The 13,467-nt window shown below is 72.6% G+C and carries 14 protein-coding genes; 2 read left to right on the top strand and 12 right to left on the bottom strand.

What is annotated here, in order from left to right; genetic code table 11:
* The first annotated feature begins 270 nt into the window (after positions 1-270).
* Complete coding sequence (locus ACFO60_RS03645) at positions 271-510, top strand: BldC family transcriptional regulator (RefSeq protein WP_189165217.1); 240 nt, start codon at positions 271-273, stop codon at positions 508-510.
* 247 nt (positions 511-757) lie between these two features.
* On the opposite strand, the gene ACFO60_RS03640 is transcribed toward ACFO60_RS03645, so the two are convergent.
* Positions 758-1,006: a hypothetical protein gene (locus ACFO60_RS03640; protein ID WP_380836812.1), complete on the bottom strand. Its 249-nt coding sequence runs from the start codon at positions 1,004-1,006 to the stop codon at positions 758-760.
* Positions 1,007-1,016: 10 nt separating this feature from the next.
* Entirely contained in the window at positions 1,017-2,075 is a 1,059-nt protein-coding gene (locus ACFO60_RS03635; RefSeq protein WP_380836809.1) for a hypothetical protein, read from the bottom strand.
* A gap of 136 nt (positions 2,076-2,211) precedes the next feature.
* Between ACFO60_RS03635 and ACFO60_RS03630 the strand changes: the two genes are divergently transcribed.
* Positions 2,212-2,517, top strand: coding sequence for a PLD nuclease N-terminal domain-containing protein (locus ACFO60_RS03630; RefSeq protein ID WP_380836806.1), 306 nt, complete (start codon positions 2,212-2,214; stop codon positions 2,515-2,517).
* 126 nt (positions 2,518-2,643) lie between these two features.
* Here ACFO60_RS03630 and ccsB read toward each other — a convergent pair whose 3' ends face one another.
* The 10 genes from ccsB to ACFO60_RS03580 form a co-directional block, all read right to left on the bottom strand.
* Positions 2,644-3,669, bottom strand: a complete 1,026-nt coding sequence (ccsB, locus tag ACFO60_RS03625) for a c-type cytochrome biogenesis protein CcsB (protein ID WP_380836803.1) — start codon at positions 3,667-3,669, stop codon at positions 2,644-2,646.
* Complete coding sequence (gene resB, locus ACFO60_RS03620) at positions 3,659-5,350, bottom strand: cytochrome c biogenesis protein ResB (RefSeq protein ID WP_380836800.1); 1,692 nt, start codon at positions 5,348-5,350, stop codon at positions 3,659-3,661. The genes ccsB and resB overlap by 11 nt, the downstream gene beginning before the upstream one ends.
* The gene (locus tag ACFO60_RS03615) at positions 5,350-6,057 is read right to left on the bottom strand and encodes a cytochrome c biogenesis CcdA family protein (protein WP_380838077.1); all 708 of its coding nucleotides are present in this window, start codon (positions 6,055-6,057) and stop codon (positions 5,350-5,352) included. Before ACFO60_RS03615 ends, resB begins: the two co-directional genes overlap by 1 nt.
* A gap of 63 nt (positions 6,058-6,120) precedes the next feature.
* Positions 6,121-6,702 (bottom strand): TlpA family protein disulfide reductase, encoded by a 582-nt coding sequence (locus tag ACFO60_RS03610; protein ID WP_380836797.1) that lies wholly within the window; start codon positions 6,700-6,702, stop codon positions 6,121-6,123.
* Positions 6,703-6,800: 98 nt separating this feature from the next.
* The gene (locus ACFO60_RS03605; RefSeq protein WP_380836794.1) at positions 6,801-7,442 is read right to left on the bottom strand and encodes a histidine phosphatase family protein; all 642 of its coding nucleotides are present in this window, start codon (positions 7,440-7,442) and stop codon (positions 6,801-6,803) included.
* A gap of 13 nt (positions 7,443-7,455) precedes the next feature.
* On the bottom strand, positions 7,456-8,505 hold the full coding sequence (locus tag ACFO60_RS03600) for a LysR family transcriptional regulator (RefSeq protein WP_380836791.1): 1,050 nt from the start codon (positions 8,503-8,505) through the stop codon (positions 7,456-7,458).
* Between the two features lie 62 nt (positions 8,506-8,567).
* A complete protein-coding gene (gene hemL, locus ACFO60_RS03595) occupies positions 8,568-9,872 on the bottom strand; it encodes a glutamate-1-semialdehyde 2,1-aminomutase (RefSeq protein WP_380836788.1) in 1,305 nt (434 codons plus the stop codon).
* Positions 9,873-10,031: 159 nt separating this feature from the next.
* Positions 10,032-10,685, bottom strand: a complete 654-nt coding sequence (locus tag ACFO60_RS03590; RefSeq protein WP_380836785.1) for a bifunctional DNA primase/polymerase — start codon at positions 10,683-10,685, stop codon at positions 10,032-10,034.
* Between the two features lie 84 nt (positions 10,686-10,769).
* Positions 10,770-11,765 carry a porphobilinogen synthase gene (gene hemB / locus ACFO60_RS03585; RefSeq protein ID WP_380836782.1) on the bottom strand — a complete coding sequence of 332 codons (996 nt, stop codon included), beginning with the start codon at positions 11,763-11,765 and terminating at the stop codon, positions 10,770-10,772.
* Between the two features lie 88 nt (positions 11,766-11,853).
* Positions 11,854-13,386, bottom strand: coding sequence for a bifunctional uroporphyrinogen-III C-methyltransferase/uroporphyrinogen-III synthase (locus tag ACFO60_RS03580; protein ID WP_380838075.1), 1,533 nt, complete (start codon positions 13,384-13,386; stop codon positions 11,854-11,856).
* Between the last annotated feature and the right edge of the window lie 81 nt (positions 13,387-13,467).

Genomic DNA, 13,467 nt, shown 5'->3' with positions numbered 1-13,467 from the left:
CGGTGGGCGCGGCCAACGGCCTCCCTGGAGGGGGAGCCGATTTCGGGCACGGAGCTTTACAGCGCTCACTTCGCATCGGGAGCGAGCACTGCTAGTGTTCCCATCACGGCGCTTATGTAAAGAAACACCCACGAGCGCCCCAAAGAGGCTCTATCATATAACAAACGGGCAGTCAGCTGATAACAACCCGTGATCATTGGATGTAAATCACGGATATATCAGTTTTCGCTCGGCAAACTGGATACCTGTCCGCCCGCTTCAGGACGCGGGATGCGAGGGGGAGAGATTGTGGAGAGTAGCAGCGAGCGCCTGCTGACCCCTGGAGAGGTTGCCGCCCTCTTCCGGGTCGATCCAAAAACGGTGACGCGCTGGGCGGCAGCCGGCCGCATCAGTAGCATCCGCACCCCCGGAGGGCACCGGCGTTTCCGCGAGTCGGAGGTGCACGCTCTCCTGCGTGGCGAGGAAGTCCTCACGGCCGAAAGGCCGAGCGGCGACTCACCGCGTGTTTGATGTACGGGTGAGAGCCTGCCGAGCCTGGCGTCCGTCGCGAGGCACGGTGATCTCGGGTCTCACCATGCACCACCGGTGATCCTGCGTGCCCCCCGGAAGCCGCAGGGTCACTGTTCTTTTTTGGTCGCGCCTTTAACGCGATTTCGGGCCCGATCTCTTTGGCCCTCTTCGAGCGGCCGCCCCGGACCCGCGCCCTCACGCGGCCACAGCACGCCGACATGCCATTTCGGGCGCCGCGGGCACGCGCTCAGTGGTCGGAGCCCGCCTGTGACTGCTTGAAGGCCAGGAACTCCCGCTCCAGGTCGTCGTTCTCGTCGCGCCAGCGCCTGCGCCGTTCGGCCTCCTGCTCCTCGGTGATCGACTCGGGCAGCCATCGCGCGTACTCGGGATCGCTCGGCGCGAGTTCCACATAGGCGTTGCCGATCAGGCGACCGTCGTCGCTCGTCAGGGTGCGCGGTATCCGCAACGTCCCATCGGCGAGCCGGATGACGTACATGGCGGATCACCTAGATTCCGTAGCGCCGATTGAAGAACAGCATGACATTGAGCGCCGCGCGCGTGTCCCCGTTCAGCATGTCCACCAGCGCCGGACGCTGCCGGGAGGCGATGGCGGCGAAGGCGTCCGCGAAGAACTCTTTGCGCCCGAGACCGCCCAGCTGCTTGTGGAACGCCGACGCGAACAGCGGGGCGCACTCGTCATAAAGCGCGGCGAACTCCGGCGAGTCAGACACCCACTCGCCCGTCGCGGAGTCGATGTCGTCCAGAGCGTGGCCGGTCTCGTGCATCATCACGTCGGGCGTCGGAGAAGGCCGGTCGCCCACCACGATCTTGCGGTCGCCGTAGGCGCCGGCGCAGACGTCCCACGTCGCCTTGCCCGAGGGCAGCGGAGCGCCCCTCAGATAGCCCATGTCGTCCAGATCGGGCACTCCGCCGGGCCCGACGTAGATGCCGTCGAGTCCGACCGCCAGGAGCGCCTTCAGCCGCTCGGGAAGCCGGGCCAGGCTGTCGACGGCGCGGACGGCGTCCGCGGAGGGCGGCCCCTCGGCGGCGTCCCACTGGCGATGCAGGATCTGCTCCAGCGGGCCGCAGTGCTTGAGGCCGTCCCCGCGGTCGGGCGTGTCAGGGGAGTTCGGCTGCGCCAACGGCGGCTCGTCGTCCAGCTCGAAATCGCGCCAGATGTACTGGGGCCGGTCGACGACCGGGGCGGTGACGGCCCGCGCCGCGTCGGTGTGCGGCCGCTCGTCGGCGAAGAACGCGTCGGCCTTGCTCTCACGGCGGCCGGCCCTGCGCCCGCCGTCGCGAAGCTCGGCGCGAGCCTCGCGGAAGGACTCGGGACGCCCGCCGTCGCGGCGGTCGCCGCGGCCCTCGCGCGGGGAATCGGCGCGGTCGGCGTCGCCGGACTCGGCGGCCCCCTCACGGGGCGCCTCACCGCGATGGGGGAAGACGTAGGACCCCCGCTGCCGCCAGCGCGGCCCTCTGCGATGGCGCCCCTTGTCGCCGGGGAACGCCGTCAAGGCCGCGCCCAGCGGGCCCTGGCGAACGCGAGCATCGGCAGCCTCTCCCATCCGCGAAGCGTGGTCACGGTCCACCGTACGACGAGGCCGCCCGGGAGTCATCTGTAATGTCCGATGGGGATGGATCGCGGGCCCCGGAGATGCCCGGCTGGACACGATCTCCTGTTGGATGACATACCCTGCGGACATGCCTAGCGTGCTTCTCGGCCTGGCGCTGTTAGCCTTCTGGCTCTACTGCCTCTTCGACGTGATCACCACGCCGGATGGCGACGTCCGGAACCTGCCCAAGTTCCTGTGGGTTCTCATCGTCGTCCTGCTGCCCGACATCGGCGGCGTGTTGTGGCTGCTTCTGGGCCGCCCACTGAGTCAGCAGGCCGTCCAGCGGCAGCGCATGGGCCGGTCAGGCCCCCGGCCCGCCGCGCCCCGCGGCCCCGACGACGACCCCGACTTCCTGCGCGACCTCGACCGTCGCCTCCGCCAGGAGGACGATTGAGGGTGTTCACTTCGCCTCGCTTCGCCCAGGGCTTCGCGGGGGCGGGCGGGCTTCCGCGCCGGGGGAATTCCGGCGCGGAAGGTCGGGCCTAGGGGGTGCTCTGGGCGGTCAGGGGAGGGTGCGGGGTCAGGGCACCTGCGCGTAGGAGTGCAGGCCTGACAGGAAGATGTTCACGCCGACCAGATTGAACAGCAGGCAGCCGAAGGCGACCAGCTGGACGATCACCGCGGCCCTTCCCCGCCAGCCGGCGGTGGCCCTGGCGTGCAGGTAGGCCGCGTAGGCGATCCAGGCGATGAACGACCAGACCTCCTTGGGGTCCCAGCCCCAGTAGCGTCCCCACGCCTTGTCTGCCCAGAGCGCTCCGGCGATCACCGCGAACGTCCAGATCGGGAAGGCGATGACGATGGCGCGGTGCGCCACCTGGTCGAGCTCGGCCCGGCTGGGAAGCCGCGAGGGCCCCTCTCCTCGCAGGAGGTACAGGACGCCCGCGACGCCGGCGAGGATGAACAGGCCGCTGGCGCAGATCGCCGCGGTGACGTGGATGGCGATCCAGTAGGAGTTCAGCGCGGGCACGACCGGGCCGGCCTGCACGTGCAGGTAGCGGACGGCGAAGCCGAGCCCGAGCGCCGCGGCCAGCGAGACGAAGGCGCCGAGGAAGCGCACCGGCTGGCGCGCCTGCATGACCAGGAACGCGGTGACCGCGGCGAAGCAGATCGCCACCACGAACTCGTACATGTTGCCCCAGGGCCAGCGGCCCACGGCCAGGCCCCGGGTGACGAGGGCGCCGAGGTGCGCGGCCCAGCCGAGCACGCTCAGCGCGACCGCGACGGTGGCCGCGCGCGCCGCCCACGCCGGCGGCGACCCGCCCGCGGGGCGATCGCCGCCGCTCGCCGCGGCGGCGCCCTCGGAGGCGTCCTCCTCGCGCGTGCCTCCGTCTGAAGGACGGTCGAGCGTCTGGACGGCGCCCGCCGCCCGCGCCGCGACCCCGGCCCGGGCGCCCGCCTCGGCGGCGACCGTCCGGCCCGTGCCGCGAGCCCGGCCGAAGCCGAGGTCGAGCGCGTACCCGATCATGGCGAACACGTACAGCAGGACGGTGGCCAGGATCAGCTGGTCGCTGAGCGTGGCGAGCCCCGCGTTGACCTCAGTGGGCATCCTTGACTCCTTGCGGCGAGGCGGCCTGACCGGCCTCGACTGCTTGCGACGGGGCGGCGCGGCCGCCCTCTGATCCCTGCGGAGAGGCGTCCGGCCCCTCCCCCGGGCCGTGCGGCGGACCGTGGTCCTGGTCCGCCTGCGTGCCTCTCAGGGCCGCGACGATCTGGGCGAACTCCTCGGCGAACCCGGCGTCGCCGCCCTCGGTGCGGGTGAGCCCGCCCACCTCCACCGTGCGGGCCCCGCCGGCGGCCTCGGCCACCCGCACCCAGACGCGGCGGCGGCGGACGGTCAGCGACAGGACCAGCCCCAGCACGGCGAGGCCCGCCGCCAGCAGCGCCGGGAACCGGCCGGGGTCGTAGGCGATCTGGAGGCTGATCCACTCGCGCACGCCGCCGAGCTGGATCGAGCCGGCGCCGCCGGGCAGCGCGAGGGTCTCGCCGACGGCGAGCGGCTTGGTCTTGAGGCCCATGACCAGCGGCTTGAGGTTCTTGGTGTCGAGCTGGTACACCGACTGCGGTCGCCCGGAGCTCATGCCGAGATCGCCCGAGAAGGCGAAGACCTGCGCCGTCGGGTTGGCCGCGCCCGGGAAGATCGACACGTATGAGCCGTCCTGGGCCGGCACGGTGGTGGGCAGGAAGCGCACCAGGAAGCCGAGCTGCTGCGGCCGGGCGTCCGGCACCTTGATCACGCACTCGGAGGTGTAGGTCGTCTGGTCGGCGGTCAGGCACGGCACGGGCCCCTCGAAGGCCACCTGTCCCTTCCCGTCGAGCACCTTGAACACCGGGGCGTACCCGTGGCCGAGCAGGTAGGTCTGCGTGCCGTTGACGTCCAGCGGCTCGTTGACCTTCAGGTCGTACGGCCGGTCGGCCGCCCCGGGGCGGTCCGACACCGAAAGCCGCGCCGAGAAGTCCAGCGGCTGGCCGCGGCGCTCTCCCGAGCCGACATAGGTGGCCTGGAAGTCGTTCAGCGTGAAGGAGAAGGGCTCAAGAGAGTCGGCGGAGACCCGCTGGCCGGGGATGTAGCGGTCGTAGGCGGCGACGGTGTTGGCGAAACCGTTGCCCTCGACGAGCAGCACGTTGCCGCGGTAGCCGTACAGGCCGCCGGCGCCGACCGCGAGCAGCAGGGCGAGCAGCGCGACGTGGAAGAGCAGGTTGCCGGTCTCGCGCAGGTAGCCCTTCTCGGCGGCCACCCATCCCGGCCCGGTGACGGTGCGAAAGCGCCTGGCCCGCAGCGCCCCGGCCGCGGACGCGACCGTGAGGCCGCCGGACTCGAAGGAGGCGTGCTGGGGAAGCCGCGCGAGGTTGCGCGGCACCGCCGGGGGCTTGCGCCGCAGCTCGCGCAGGTGGCTCGCCGCCCGGGGGATGACACACCCGGCGAGCGAGATGAACAGCAGCAGGTAGGTCGCCGCGAACCACGGTGAGGTGAACACGTCGAACAGCCACAGCCGGTCGAGCCAGGCCGCGGCGCCTGGACTGTCCTTGAAGTACTGCGCCACCTTGTCGGGGCTGATCGACCGCTGCGGGTAGATCGACCCGGGCACCGAGGCCAGCGCGAACAGGAACAGCAGGATCAGCGCCGTGCGCATCGAGGTGAGCAGGCGCCAGGCCCAGCGCAGCCACCCGGCCGCCCCGTGCCCCGCGGGGCGGCTCGGCTCGGTCGTGATCGGTTCGGTCGTCGTCATCAGATCACCGGTTCGAATGCGCCCACCCAGCCCTGCAGGCCGGCGATGAACTGGCCCCACAGGCCCGTCACCAGCAGCACGCCGACGACGACGAGCATGGCGCCGCCGGCGCGGGTGATGAGCCGCGAGTGGCGGCGTACCGCCTGGAAGGTCTGGATGGCCTTGCGGTAGGCGAGCGCCGCCAGGACGAAGGGGACGCCCAGGCCCAGGGCGTAGGCGAAGGCGAGCAGGGCGCCCCGCGCCGCGCTGGCCTGGTCGAGGGAGAGGGTGAGCACGGCCGACAGCGTCGGGCCGATGCACGGCGTCCAGCCGAGGCCGAAGACGATGCCGAGCAGCGGCGCGCCCGCGATGCCGGCGGCGGGGAAGCGGTGGATGCGCACGTCCCGCTGCAGCCAGGGCAGCAGGCCGAGGAAGCCCAGCCCGAGCACGATCGTCAGCGCGCCCAGGACGCGGGTGATCACCTCGGCGTTGCCGAGCAGCAGCGAGCCGAGGCCGCCGAACAGCGCGCCGCCCGCCACGAATACCAGGGAGAAGCCGAGGACGAACAGGACGCTGCCGGCCACCATGCGCCCGCGCCGGGGGTCACCGCTCATGCCGGTGACGTAGGACAGGTAGCCGGGCACCAGCGGCAGCACGCACGGCGACAGGAACGACACCAGGCCCGCGGCCAGCGCCACCGGCAGGGCGAGCATCAGTGAGCCCGCCATGACCGTGCTCGCGAAGCCGCTCACGGCCCGCCCCGCCGGCCGGGGCGGGCGCCGGGGCGGCGGCTACCTCTCATCGCTGACCTTGGTGATCACGTTCAGCAGGTCGGAGTAGCGGACCTCTCCGAGCGCCCGGGCCGCGACCCGGCCCTTGCGGTCGAGCACGAGCGTGGAGGGGATCGCCGCGGGGTTGACCATGCCGCGGAAGGCGAGCGCGATCTTGCCCGGCTGGTCGTACAGGCTCGGATATCCCGGCTGCTGGGTGCGCTGGAAGGCCAGGGCCTGCGCCTTGTCGTCCTTCGCGTCCACGCCGAGGAACCGCACGCCGCGCTCTCCGGTCTTGGCCGCGAGGTCCTTCAGGATCGGCGCCTCGCCGCGGCAGGGGCCGCACCAGGAGGCCCAGAAGTTGAGCACCACGACGTTGCCCTTGTGGGCGGCCAGCGAGACGCGTTCGCCGTCCAGCGTCTGCCCCTCGATCGCCGGGGCCGCCTGCCGCTCGGCGGCGGGCACCACGCGCATGCTGCCGTCGCCTGCGACGAAACGCGTGTCACCCGACTGCGGCTGCGATGATCCCTGACTGCCGGCGCATCCCGCCAGGGCCGTCACGGCCAGCAGCGCGGTGACGAAGGCACGTGACTTCGAGGACACGGAGCAGGGTCTCCTTGTACTACAACTGGTAGAGCTTCAAACCCTACCCAGCGCATCGCACGCTCTCGAAATCGGGGCACGAGGCGCGCGGCCGGCGGCTAGCGTCGTCTGGCCGGGCGGACCGGCCCGGCCGGCTTGACGAGCGCGCCCGCGGGCTCGCTGTAGCCCACGCTCGCCAGCCGGTCGCCCTCGAAGGTGAAGCTCGTCAGGCTCGCCAGCGCGCACTGGCGGCGGCGCGGGTCGTGCCACAGCCGCCGGCCCTCGGCGGCCAGCCGGATCACCCAGATCGGGAGCTGGTGGCTGACCATCACCACCTCGTGGCCTCTGGCTCGCGAGCGGGCGGCGTCGATCGCCGCGCGCATGCGCCGGACGATCTCGACGTACGGCTCGCCCCATGACGGCCGCGCCGGGTTCCACATGTGGCGCAGGTTGCGGGGCGCGCGGAACATGCCGCCGACGGCATGGCCCTGGAAGATGTTGTCGGCCTCGATCAGCCGCTCGTCGGTCTGGACGGGGAGATCGAGCGTCTGCGCGATGGGGGCCGCCGTCTCCTGCGCGCGCTCGAGGGGCGAGCTGCAGAGCGCGACGATGTCGCGGCCCGCGAGCGCCTTCGCCACCACCTCGGCCATCGAGCGGCCGTTCTCGGAGAGGTGATATCCGGGCAACCTGCCGTAGAGCAGGCCCTGTGGATTGTGCACCTCTCCGTGCCGGAGCAGGTGAACAACGGTGCTTTCAGTCATGACGGACAACAGCCTACTGGCCCCGCCCCCGCGGGCCGCGCCGCGTCGGCCCGGCGTGGCCCCGCGCCGCGGCCGAGGACAGGGCGCCGTCCCCGCCGATCGCCGGGGCCGGGACGCCGGCCCTCTCGACCGCCGGGGACGGGGCGTCCGCCGCCGGCAGCAGGCCGGGCGGCGGGGCCATCTGCCGCAGCACCTCCACGGCCGCGCGGATCGCCGGGCGGCGGGCCGCGTCGGTGCGCCACACGGCGTAGATGCGGCGGGTCGGGCGGGGCCTGATCGGCACGACGGCGACGTCCGGCGGGATGTGGTCGCGGCCGAGGCGCGGCACGATGGCGCAGCCGTGACCGGCCGCCACCAGCGCGATCTGCGTCGGGTACTCGTCGGCCATGCAGGAGAACTCGGGCTCCAGAGACGCGGTCCGCAGCGTGAAGAGCAACCAGTCGTGGCAGACGGTGCCGGGCGAGGAGATGACCCACCGCTCGCCGTGCAGCTCCGCCAGGTCGATCTCGCGGCGACCGGCCAGCGGGTGGGAGGCGGGGAGGATCACATCGGCCACGTCGTCGAGCAGCGAGGCCCGCGACAGTCCCTCGGGGATGGCCATCGGGCGGTTCAGCCAGTCTTGGACGAGCCCGAGGTCCAGCTCGCCGCGCGCCACCTCGCGGACCTGCCGCTCGGGCTCGCGTTCGTACAGCACCAGGTCGAGATCGGGGTGGCGCTGCCTGAGCTCGCTGAGCGCCCCGGGGAGCAGCCCGCGGGCCGCCGTCGGGAACGCGGCCATCGTCAGCCGCCCGACCACCGCGCCGCGCAGCGCCTCGAAGTCGGCCTCCGCCGTCTCGACGAGGGCGAGGATGCGCTCGGCGTGCTCGGCGAGCAGCCCCGCGGCGTCGGTGAGCTTGACCCCGCGTCCGTTGCGCTCGATGAGCCGCGCCCCGGTCTCGCGCTCGAGCTTGGCGATCTGCTGGGAGATGGCCGAAGGCGTCACCATCAGCGCCTCCGCCGCGGCTCCGACCGACCCGTACACCGACACCGCGTGCAGTGCCTTCAACCGATGAAGATCGAGCATATAGCGATGCTAAATCATCAACCCCGCCGCGTCGCCCTCACGCTGAAACCAGGGGAACCGGGTCAGCCGGTGGACGCGGCGGCCGCGGCGGCCTTGGCGGCGGCGGGCAGGGCCTCCGCGACGCGGGAGACGGCCTCCTCGCCGTGGGCGGCCGACAGGAACCACGCCTCGTACGCCGAGGGCGGCAGGTAGACGCCCTGGTCGAGCATGGAGTGGAAGAAGGCGCGGTAGGCGCCGGTGTCCTGGCGGCGCGCCCCGTCGAAGTCGGTGACCGGGTCGGCCGTGAAGAAGACCGAGAACAGGTTGCCCGCCCGCTGGAGCCGGTGTGGCACCCCGGCCGTGGCCAGGGCGTCCGACGCGGCCCGTCCGATGATCAGCGCCGCGGCGTCCACCCGGTCGTACACCTCGTCGTCGCAGGCCCGGAGCGTCGCCAGCCCGGCCGCGCAGGCCAGCGGGTTGCCCGAGAGGGTGCCCGCCTGGTACACCGGCCCCTCCGGCGCGAGGCGGCTCATGACCTCGGCCCGCCCGCCGAACGCCGCGGCCGGCAGACCGCCGCCCATGACCTTGCCGAACGTCATCAGGTCGGCCTCCACCGGGTCCAGGCCGTACCACCCGGCGCCGGTGACCCTGAAGCCGGTGAGCACCTCGTCCACGATGAGCAGGGCGCCGTTCGCCGTGCACAGCTCGCGCAGCAGGGCGTTGAACCCCGGGGCCGGCGGCACCACGCCCATGTTGGCCGGGCACGCCTCGGTGATCACGCAGGCGATCTCGCCGCCGTGCGCGGCGAACGCCTCGCGGACCGCGTCGGGCGAGTTGTACGGCAGGACGATGGTGTCCGCCGCGGAGGAGCCGGTGACGCCCGGGGTGTCCGGCAGGCCGAAGGTCACCACGCCGGACCCCGCGGCGGCCAGCAGCGCGTCGACGTGGCCGTGGTAGCAGCCGGCGAACTTCACGACGCGCGAGCGCCCGGTGAACCCGCGCGCGAGCCGCACCGCCGACATCGTCGCCTCGGTGCCCGAGCTGACCAGGCGGACCTTCTCGACCGGGGCGACCCGGGAGACGATCTCTTCGGCCAGTTCGACCTCGCCCCGCGTCGCGGCGCCGAACGAGGTGCCCCGCGTGAGGGCCCGCGTGAGCGCCTCCACCACGGCCGGATGGCGGTGGCCGAGGATCATCGGCCCCCAGGAGCACACCAGGTCGACGTAGCGGTTGCCGTCGGCGTCCACGATGTACGGGCCCTCGCCGGACTCCATGAACCGGGGGGTGCCGCCGACGGCGCCGAAGGCGCGCACCGGGGAGTTGACGCCTCCGGGCACGACGGCGCGGGCGCGCTCGAACAGGTCCTCTGAGATCTTGGTACGGCTCACGCGTCCAGGTTAGTCCCCGGCGGCGCCGGCCCTCGGCGGGCCCCGGAACCGCCCAGGCGCCGGACGTACGGAGAACACGCGGCCGGAGGCGCGTCCGAGCAGGTGGAAGGCGCATCCGAGGGCGGCCGGTCGCTCAGGACCTGTGACAGGCCGCGACGGTCACTCGCAGGCGTCGGCCAGCCAGTCGAGGACGTGGAGCGGGTCGGGGAGGGGCCGGCCGTCGGGAGGGCGCAGCCAGCGGGCGTGGCTGCCGTCGGCCAGCGACGACGGCGGGGCCAGGACGTAGCTGTCGCGGCAGTGCCAGCGCAGGCCCGGAGTCGCGTCGATCGTCTCGGGGGCGTAGTCGAGATGGCAGGACCACCACTCGTCCTCGTCCTCGGGGGCGCCGCGCGTGGCCACATAGAAAAGGACCCGGTCGCCGTTGGCGGCGACCGGGCCCGTGGTGAAGTTCGCGGCGTCCATGGCCGTGAGGGCCGTCTGGCCCGCCGTGCCAGGTACGTCGAAGACGTCGAACACCCTGCCGGTGGGGAGGATCACGTTCGCGTCGGGGTTCTGCTCCCACCAGCGGGTGAGCAGCGCGGTGTCCGTGGTGGCCATCATCTGCCAGGCCGGTGAGATCGGATGGGCTCCCGGATCGGGACAGCCGACGCGGTCGCACGAACAGGCGCGCGCGCCCTCGCGCAGTGAGTGGGCGCCCAGACAGCTCGCCCAGCCCATCTCGGCGTACTCGATCACCGAGGTGATCGCGTGCGCCTTCGCATGAGATCGAGCTCGCCTCTTCGCCCGGCGAGCCGCCAGCGGTACCCCCACCATCGTGTTCCTCCCCCACCCCTGCCTTTCACCGATGATGCATGATGGGGGTCGCCCAAGGTGAGCCGACCCCCGGAAAATGGCCCGTCAGGATAGTCTCCTGGCCACTTCGGTAGCCCAGTAGGTGAGGATCATGTCCGCCCCGGCGCGCCGGATGGCGATCAGAGACTCCATGATGATGCGGTCGCGGTCGATCCAGCCGTTGGCCGCCGCGGCCTCCACCATGGCGTACTCGCCGCTCACCTGGTAGGCCGCGACGGGCACGTCCACGCTGTCGCGCACCTGCCGCAGGATGTCCAGATAGGCCAGCGCGGGCTTGACCATGACGGCGTCCGCGCCTTCGGCCAGGTCCAGGCGCACCTCGCGCAGCGCCTCACCCACGGGGCCCGCGGGATCCTGCTGGTAGGCGTTGCGGTCGCCGAACTGGGGAGCGCACTCGGCGGCCTCCCTGAAGGGCCCGTAGAAGGCCGAGGCGTACTTCGCCGAGTAGGCGAGGATCGGGATGTGCGAGAAGCCGTTCGCGTCCAGAGCGGCGCGGATGGCGCCCACCTGGCCGTCCATCATGCCGCTCGGCGCGACGACCTGCGACCCCGCGGCGGCCTGGGCGAGCGCCACGGAGGCGTACCGTTCGAGCGTGGCGTCGTTGTCGACCTCGCCGGCGGCGGTCAGCACGCCGCAGTGCCCGTGGTCGGTGAACTCGTCCAGGCAGGTGTCGGTCATCACCACGACGGCGTCGCCGAGGTCGGCGCGCAGATCGGCCACGGCCTTCTGCACGATGCCGTCCGGGTCGTCCCCGGCCGATCCCCTGGCGTCCTTGACCTCAGGGATGCCGAACAGGATCAGCCCGCCCACGCCGGCCTCGGCGGCCTCGTGGGCGGCCTTGCGCAGCGAGTCGCGGGTGTGCTGGAACACCCCGGGCATCGACGTCACCGGCTGGGGCTCGGTCACGCCCTCCTTGACGAACATCGGCAGCACCAGCTCGGCCGGGTGCAACCGGGTGCCGGCCACCATGCGCCGCATCGCCGCGGTGCCGCGCAGCCTGCGCGGCCGCGCGACGGGGAACTCCGCCTCGGTCATCCTCATCTCCCCTCCCAGGCCTGGTCGCGGGGACCGCGCGTGCGCGCGACCTGGGGATCTGTAATGCGTCGGTGACCCGGTCAGGCCGGCCGGGTCACTTTGCCCGGCGGCGGGCGCCCCTGCGGGTCTGTGAGGGCCGCCGGGGAACGTCGCCGGCGGCGAGGGCCGCCTGGCGCTGCTTGGCACCGTACTCCGCCAGGGCGGCCGCGAGTGCCGAAGCCGAAGGATTGTCGGCCATGATGTCGACCCGCAGGCCGAACTCCTCCGCGGTCTTGGCGGTCTGCGGCCCGATGACCGCGATGACCGTCACGTTGTGCGGCTTGCCGGCGATGCCGACCAGGTTGCGCACGGTGCTGGAGGAGGTGAACAGCACGGCGTCGAAGCCGCCGCCCTTGATCGCCTCGCGGGTCGGGGCGGGAGGCGGCGCCGCACGGACGGTGCGGTAGGCGGTGACGTCGTCGCACTCCCAGCCCAGCTCGGTGAGCCCGGCGATGAGCGTCTCGGTCGCGATGTCGGCGCGCGGCAGCAGCACGCGGTTGATCGGGTCGAGCATCGAGTCGTACGGCGGCCACTCGGCGAGCAGCCCCTCGGAGGAGTGCTCGCCCACCGGCACCAGGTCGGGCTTGACGCCGAACTCCACCAGCGCCCTGGCCGTGGCCTCGCCGACCGCCGCGACCTTCAGCCCGGCGAACGCCCGCGCGTCCAGGCCGTACTCCTCGAACTTCTCCCTGATCGCCTTGACGGCGTTGGCAGAGGTGAAGGCGACCCACTCGTAGCGGCCGGTGACCAGGCCCTTGATCGCGCGGTCCATCTGCTGCGGGGTGCGCGGCGGCTCCACGGAGATCGTAGGCACCTCCTCGGGCACCGCGCCGTACGAGCGGAGCTGCTCGGACAGGCCGGCGGCCTGCTCTTTTGTTCGCGGCACGAGGACCCGCCAGCCGAACAGCGGCTTGTTCTCGAACCACGACAGCCGGTCGCGGGTGCCGACGGCCTCGCCGACGACGATGAGCGCGGGCTCGGTGATGCCGGCGTGCTTGAGGTCGGCGGCGAGCCTGCCGAGCGAGGAGACCACGGTGTACTGCTCGGTCGTGGTGCCGCTCTGGGTCACGGCGACCGGCGTGGTGTCGGGCTTGCCCGCCGCCACGAGCGCCTTGGCGATCGGGACGGCCTCCGCGATGCCGTTGTAGATCACCACCGTGCCCGCGGACCCGGCGTGCGCCGACCAGTCGTCCACCTGCGTGGCGTCCACGATGCGGAACTCCGGCACGGCGACGGCGGGGGCGATGCCCGCGTAGGTCAGCACCGCGGTCGCCGGCGGCACGCCCGGCACGATCTCGAACTCGACGTCGGCCTTAGCGCACGCCGCGACCTCCTCGGTGACCGAGGAGAACAGGCCGGGGTCGCCCGCGCACAGGCGCACGACGTTGCACCCCGCCTTGGCCTCCTGCACGGCCTTCAGCGACACCGCGCCCATGCCGTCGGCGACGTCAACGACCTTGACGTCGTCGCGGCAGTGGCGCAGCAGGGCGCCGTAGGCCTCCCTGTCGAGCACCACGACGTCGGCCCGCGACAGCAGGTCGGCGCCCCGGAGCGTCAGGAGGTTCTCGTCACCCGGCCCGGCGCCCACGAACGCCACGAAACCGGCGTGACCACATGCGCCGACGCCCTCCCGGCCGCCGGTGGCCGAAGGCGCCCCCGTGGTCTCCGC

Source organism: Sphaerisporangium dianthi, assembly GCF_042654065.1.
GTDB classification, from domain to species: domain Bacteria; phylum Actinomycetota; class Actinomycetes; order Streptosporangiales; family Streptosporangiaceae; genus Sphaerisporangium; species Sphaerisporangium dianthi.
The sequence above is the reverse complement of the archived record's forward strand: the minus strand, read 5'-3'. Positions and strand labels throughout refer to the sequence as shown.

Bases quoted from the DNA above. Each gene is read 5' to 3' on its own strand.
- ACFO60_RS03630 (WP_380836806.1), top strand. From the start codon at position 2,212: ATGCCTAGCGTGCTTCTCGGCCTGGCGCTGTTAGCCTTCTGGCTCTAC.
- ccsB (WP_380836803.1), bottom strand. From the start codon at position 3,669: ATGCCCACTGAGGTCAACGCGGGGCTCGCCACGCTCAGCGACCAGCTG.
- ACFO60_RS03605 (WP_380836794.1), bottom strand. From the start codon at position 7,442: ATGACTGAAAGCACCGTTGTTCACCTGCTCCGGCACGGAGAGGTGCAC.
- ACFO60_RS03640 (WP_380836812.1), bottom strand. From the start codon at position 1,006: ATGTACGTCATCCGGCTCGCCGATGGGACGTTGCGGATACCGCGCACC.
- hemB (WP_380836782.1), bottom strand. From the start codon at position 11,765: ATGAGGATGACCGAGGCGGAGTTCCCCGTCGCGCGGCCGCGCAGGCTG.
- ACFO60_RS03590 (WP_380836785.1), bottom strand. From the start codon at position 10,685: ATGGTGGGGGTACCGCTGGCGGCTCGCCGGGCGAAGAGGCGAGCTCGA.
- ACFO60_RS03635 (WP_380836809.1), bottom strand. From the start codon at position 2,075: ATGGGAGAGGCTGCCGATGCTCGCGTTCGCCAGGGCCCGCTGGGCGCG.
- ACFO60_RS03645 (WP_189165217.1), top strand. From the start codon at position 271: ATGCGAGGGGGAGAGATTGTGGAGAGTAGCAGCGAGCGCCTGCTGACC.
- resB (WP_380836800.1), bottom strand. From the start codon at position 5,350: ATGACGACGACCGAACCGATCACGACCGAGCCGAGCCGCCCCGCGGGG.
- ACFO60_RS03615 (WP_380838077.1), bottom strand. From the start codon at position 6,057: ATGGCGGGCTCACTGATGCTCGCCCTGCCGGTGGCGCTGGCCGCGGGC.
- ACFO60_RS03600 (WP_380836791.1), bottom strand. From the start codon at position 8,505: ATGCTCGATCTTCATCGGTTGAAGGCACTGCACGCGGTGTCGGTGTAC.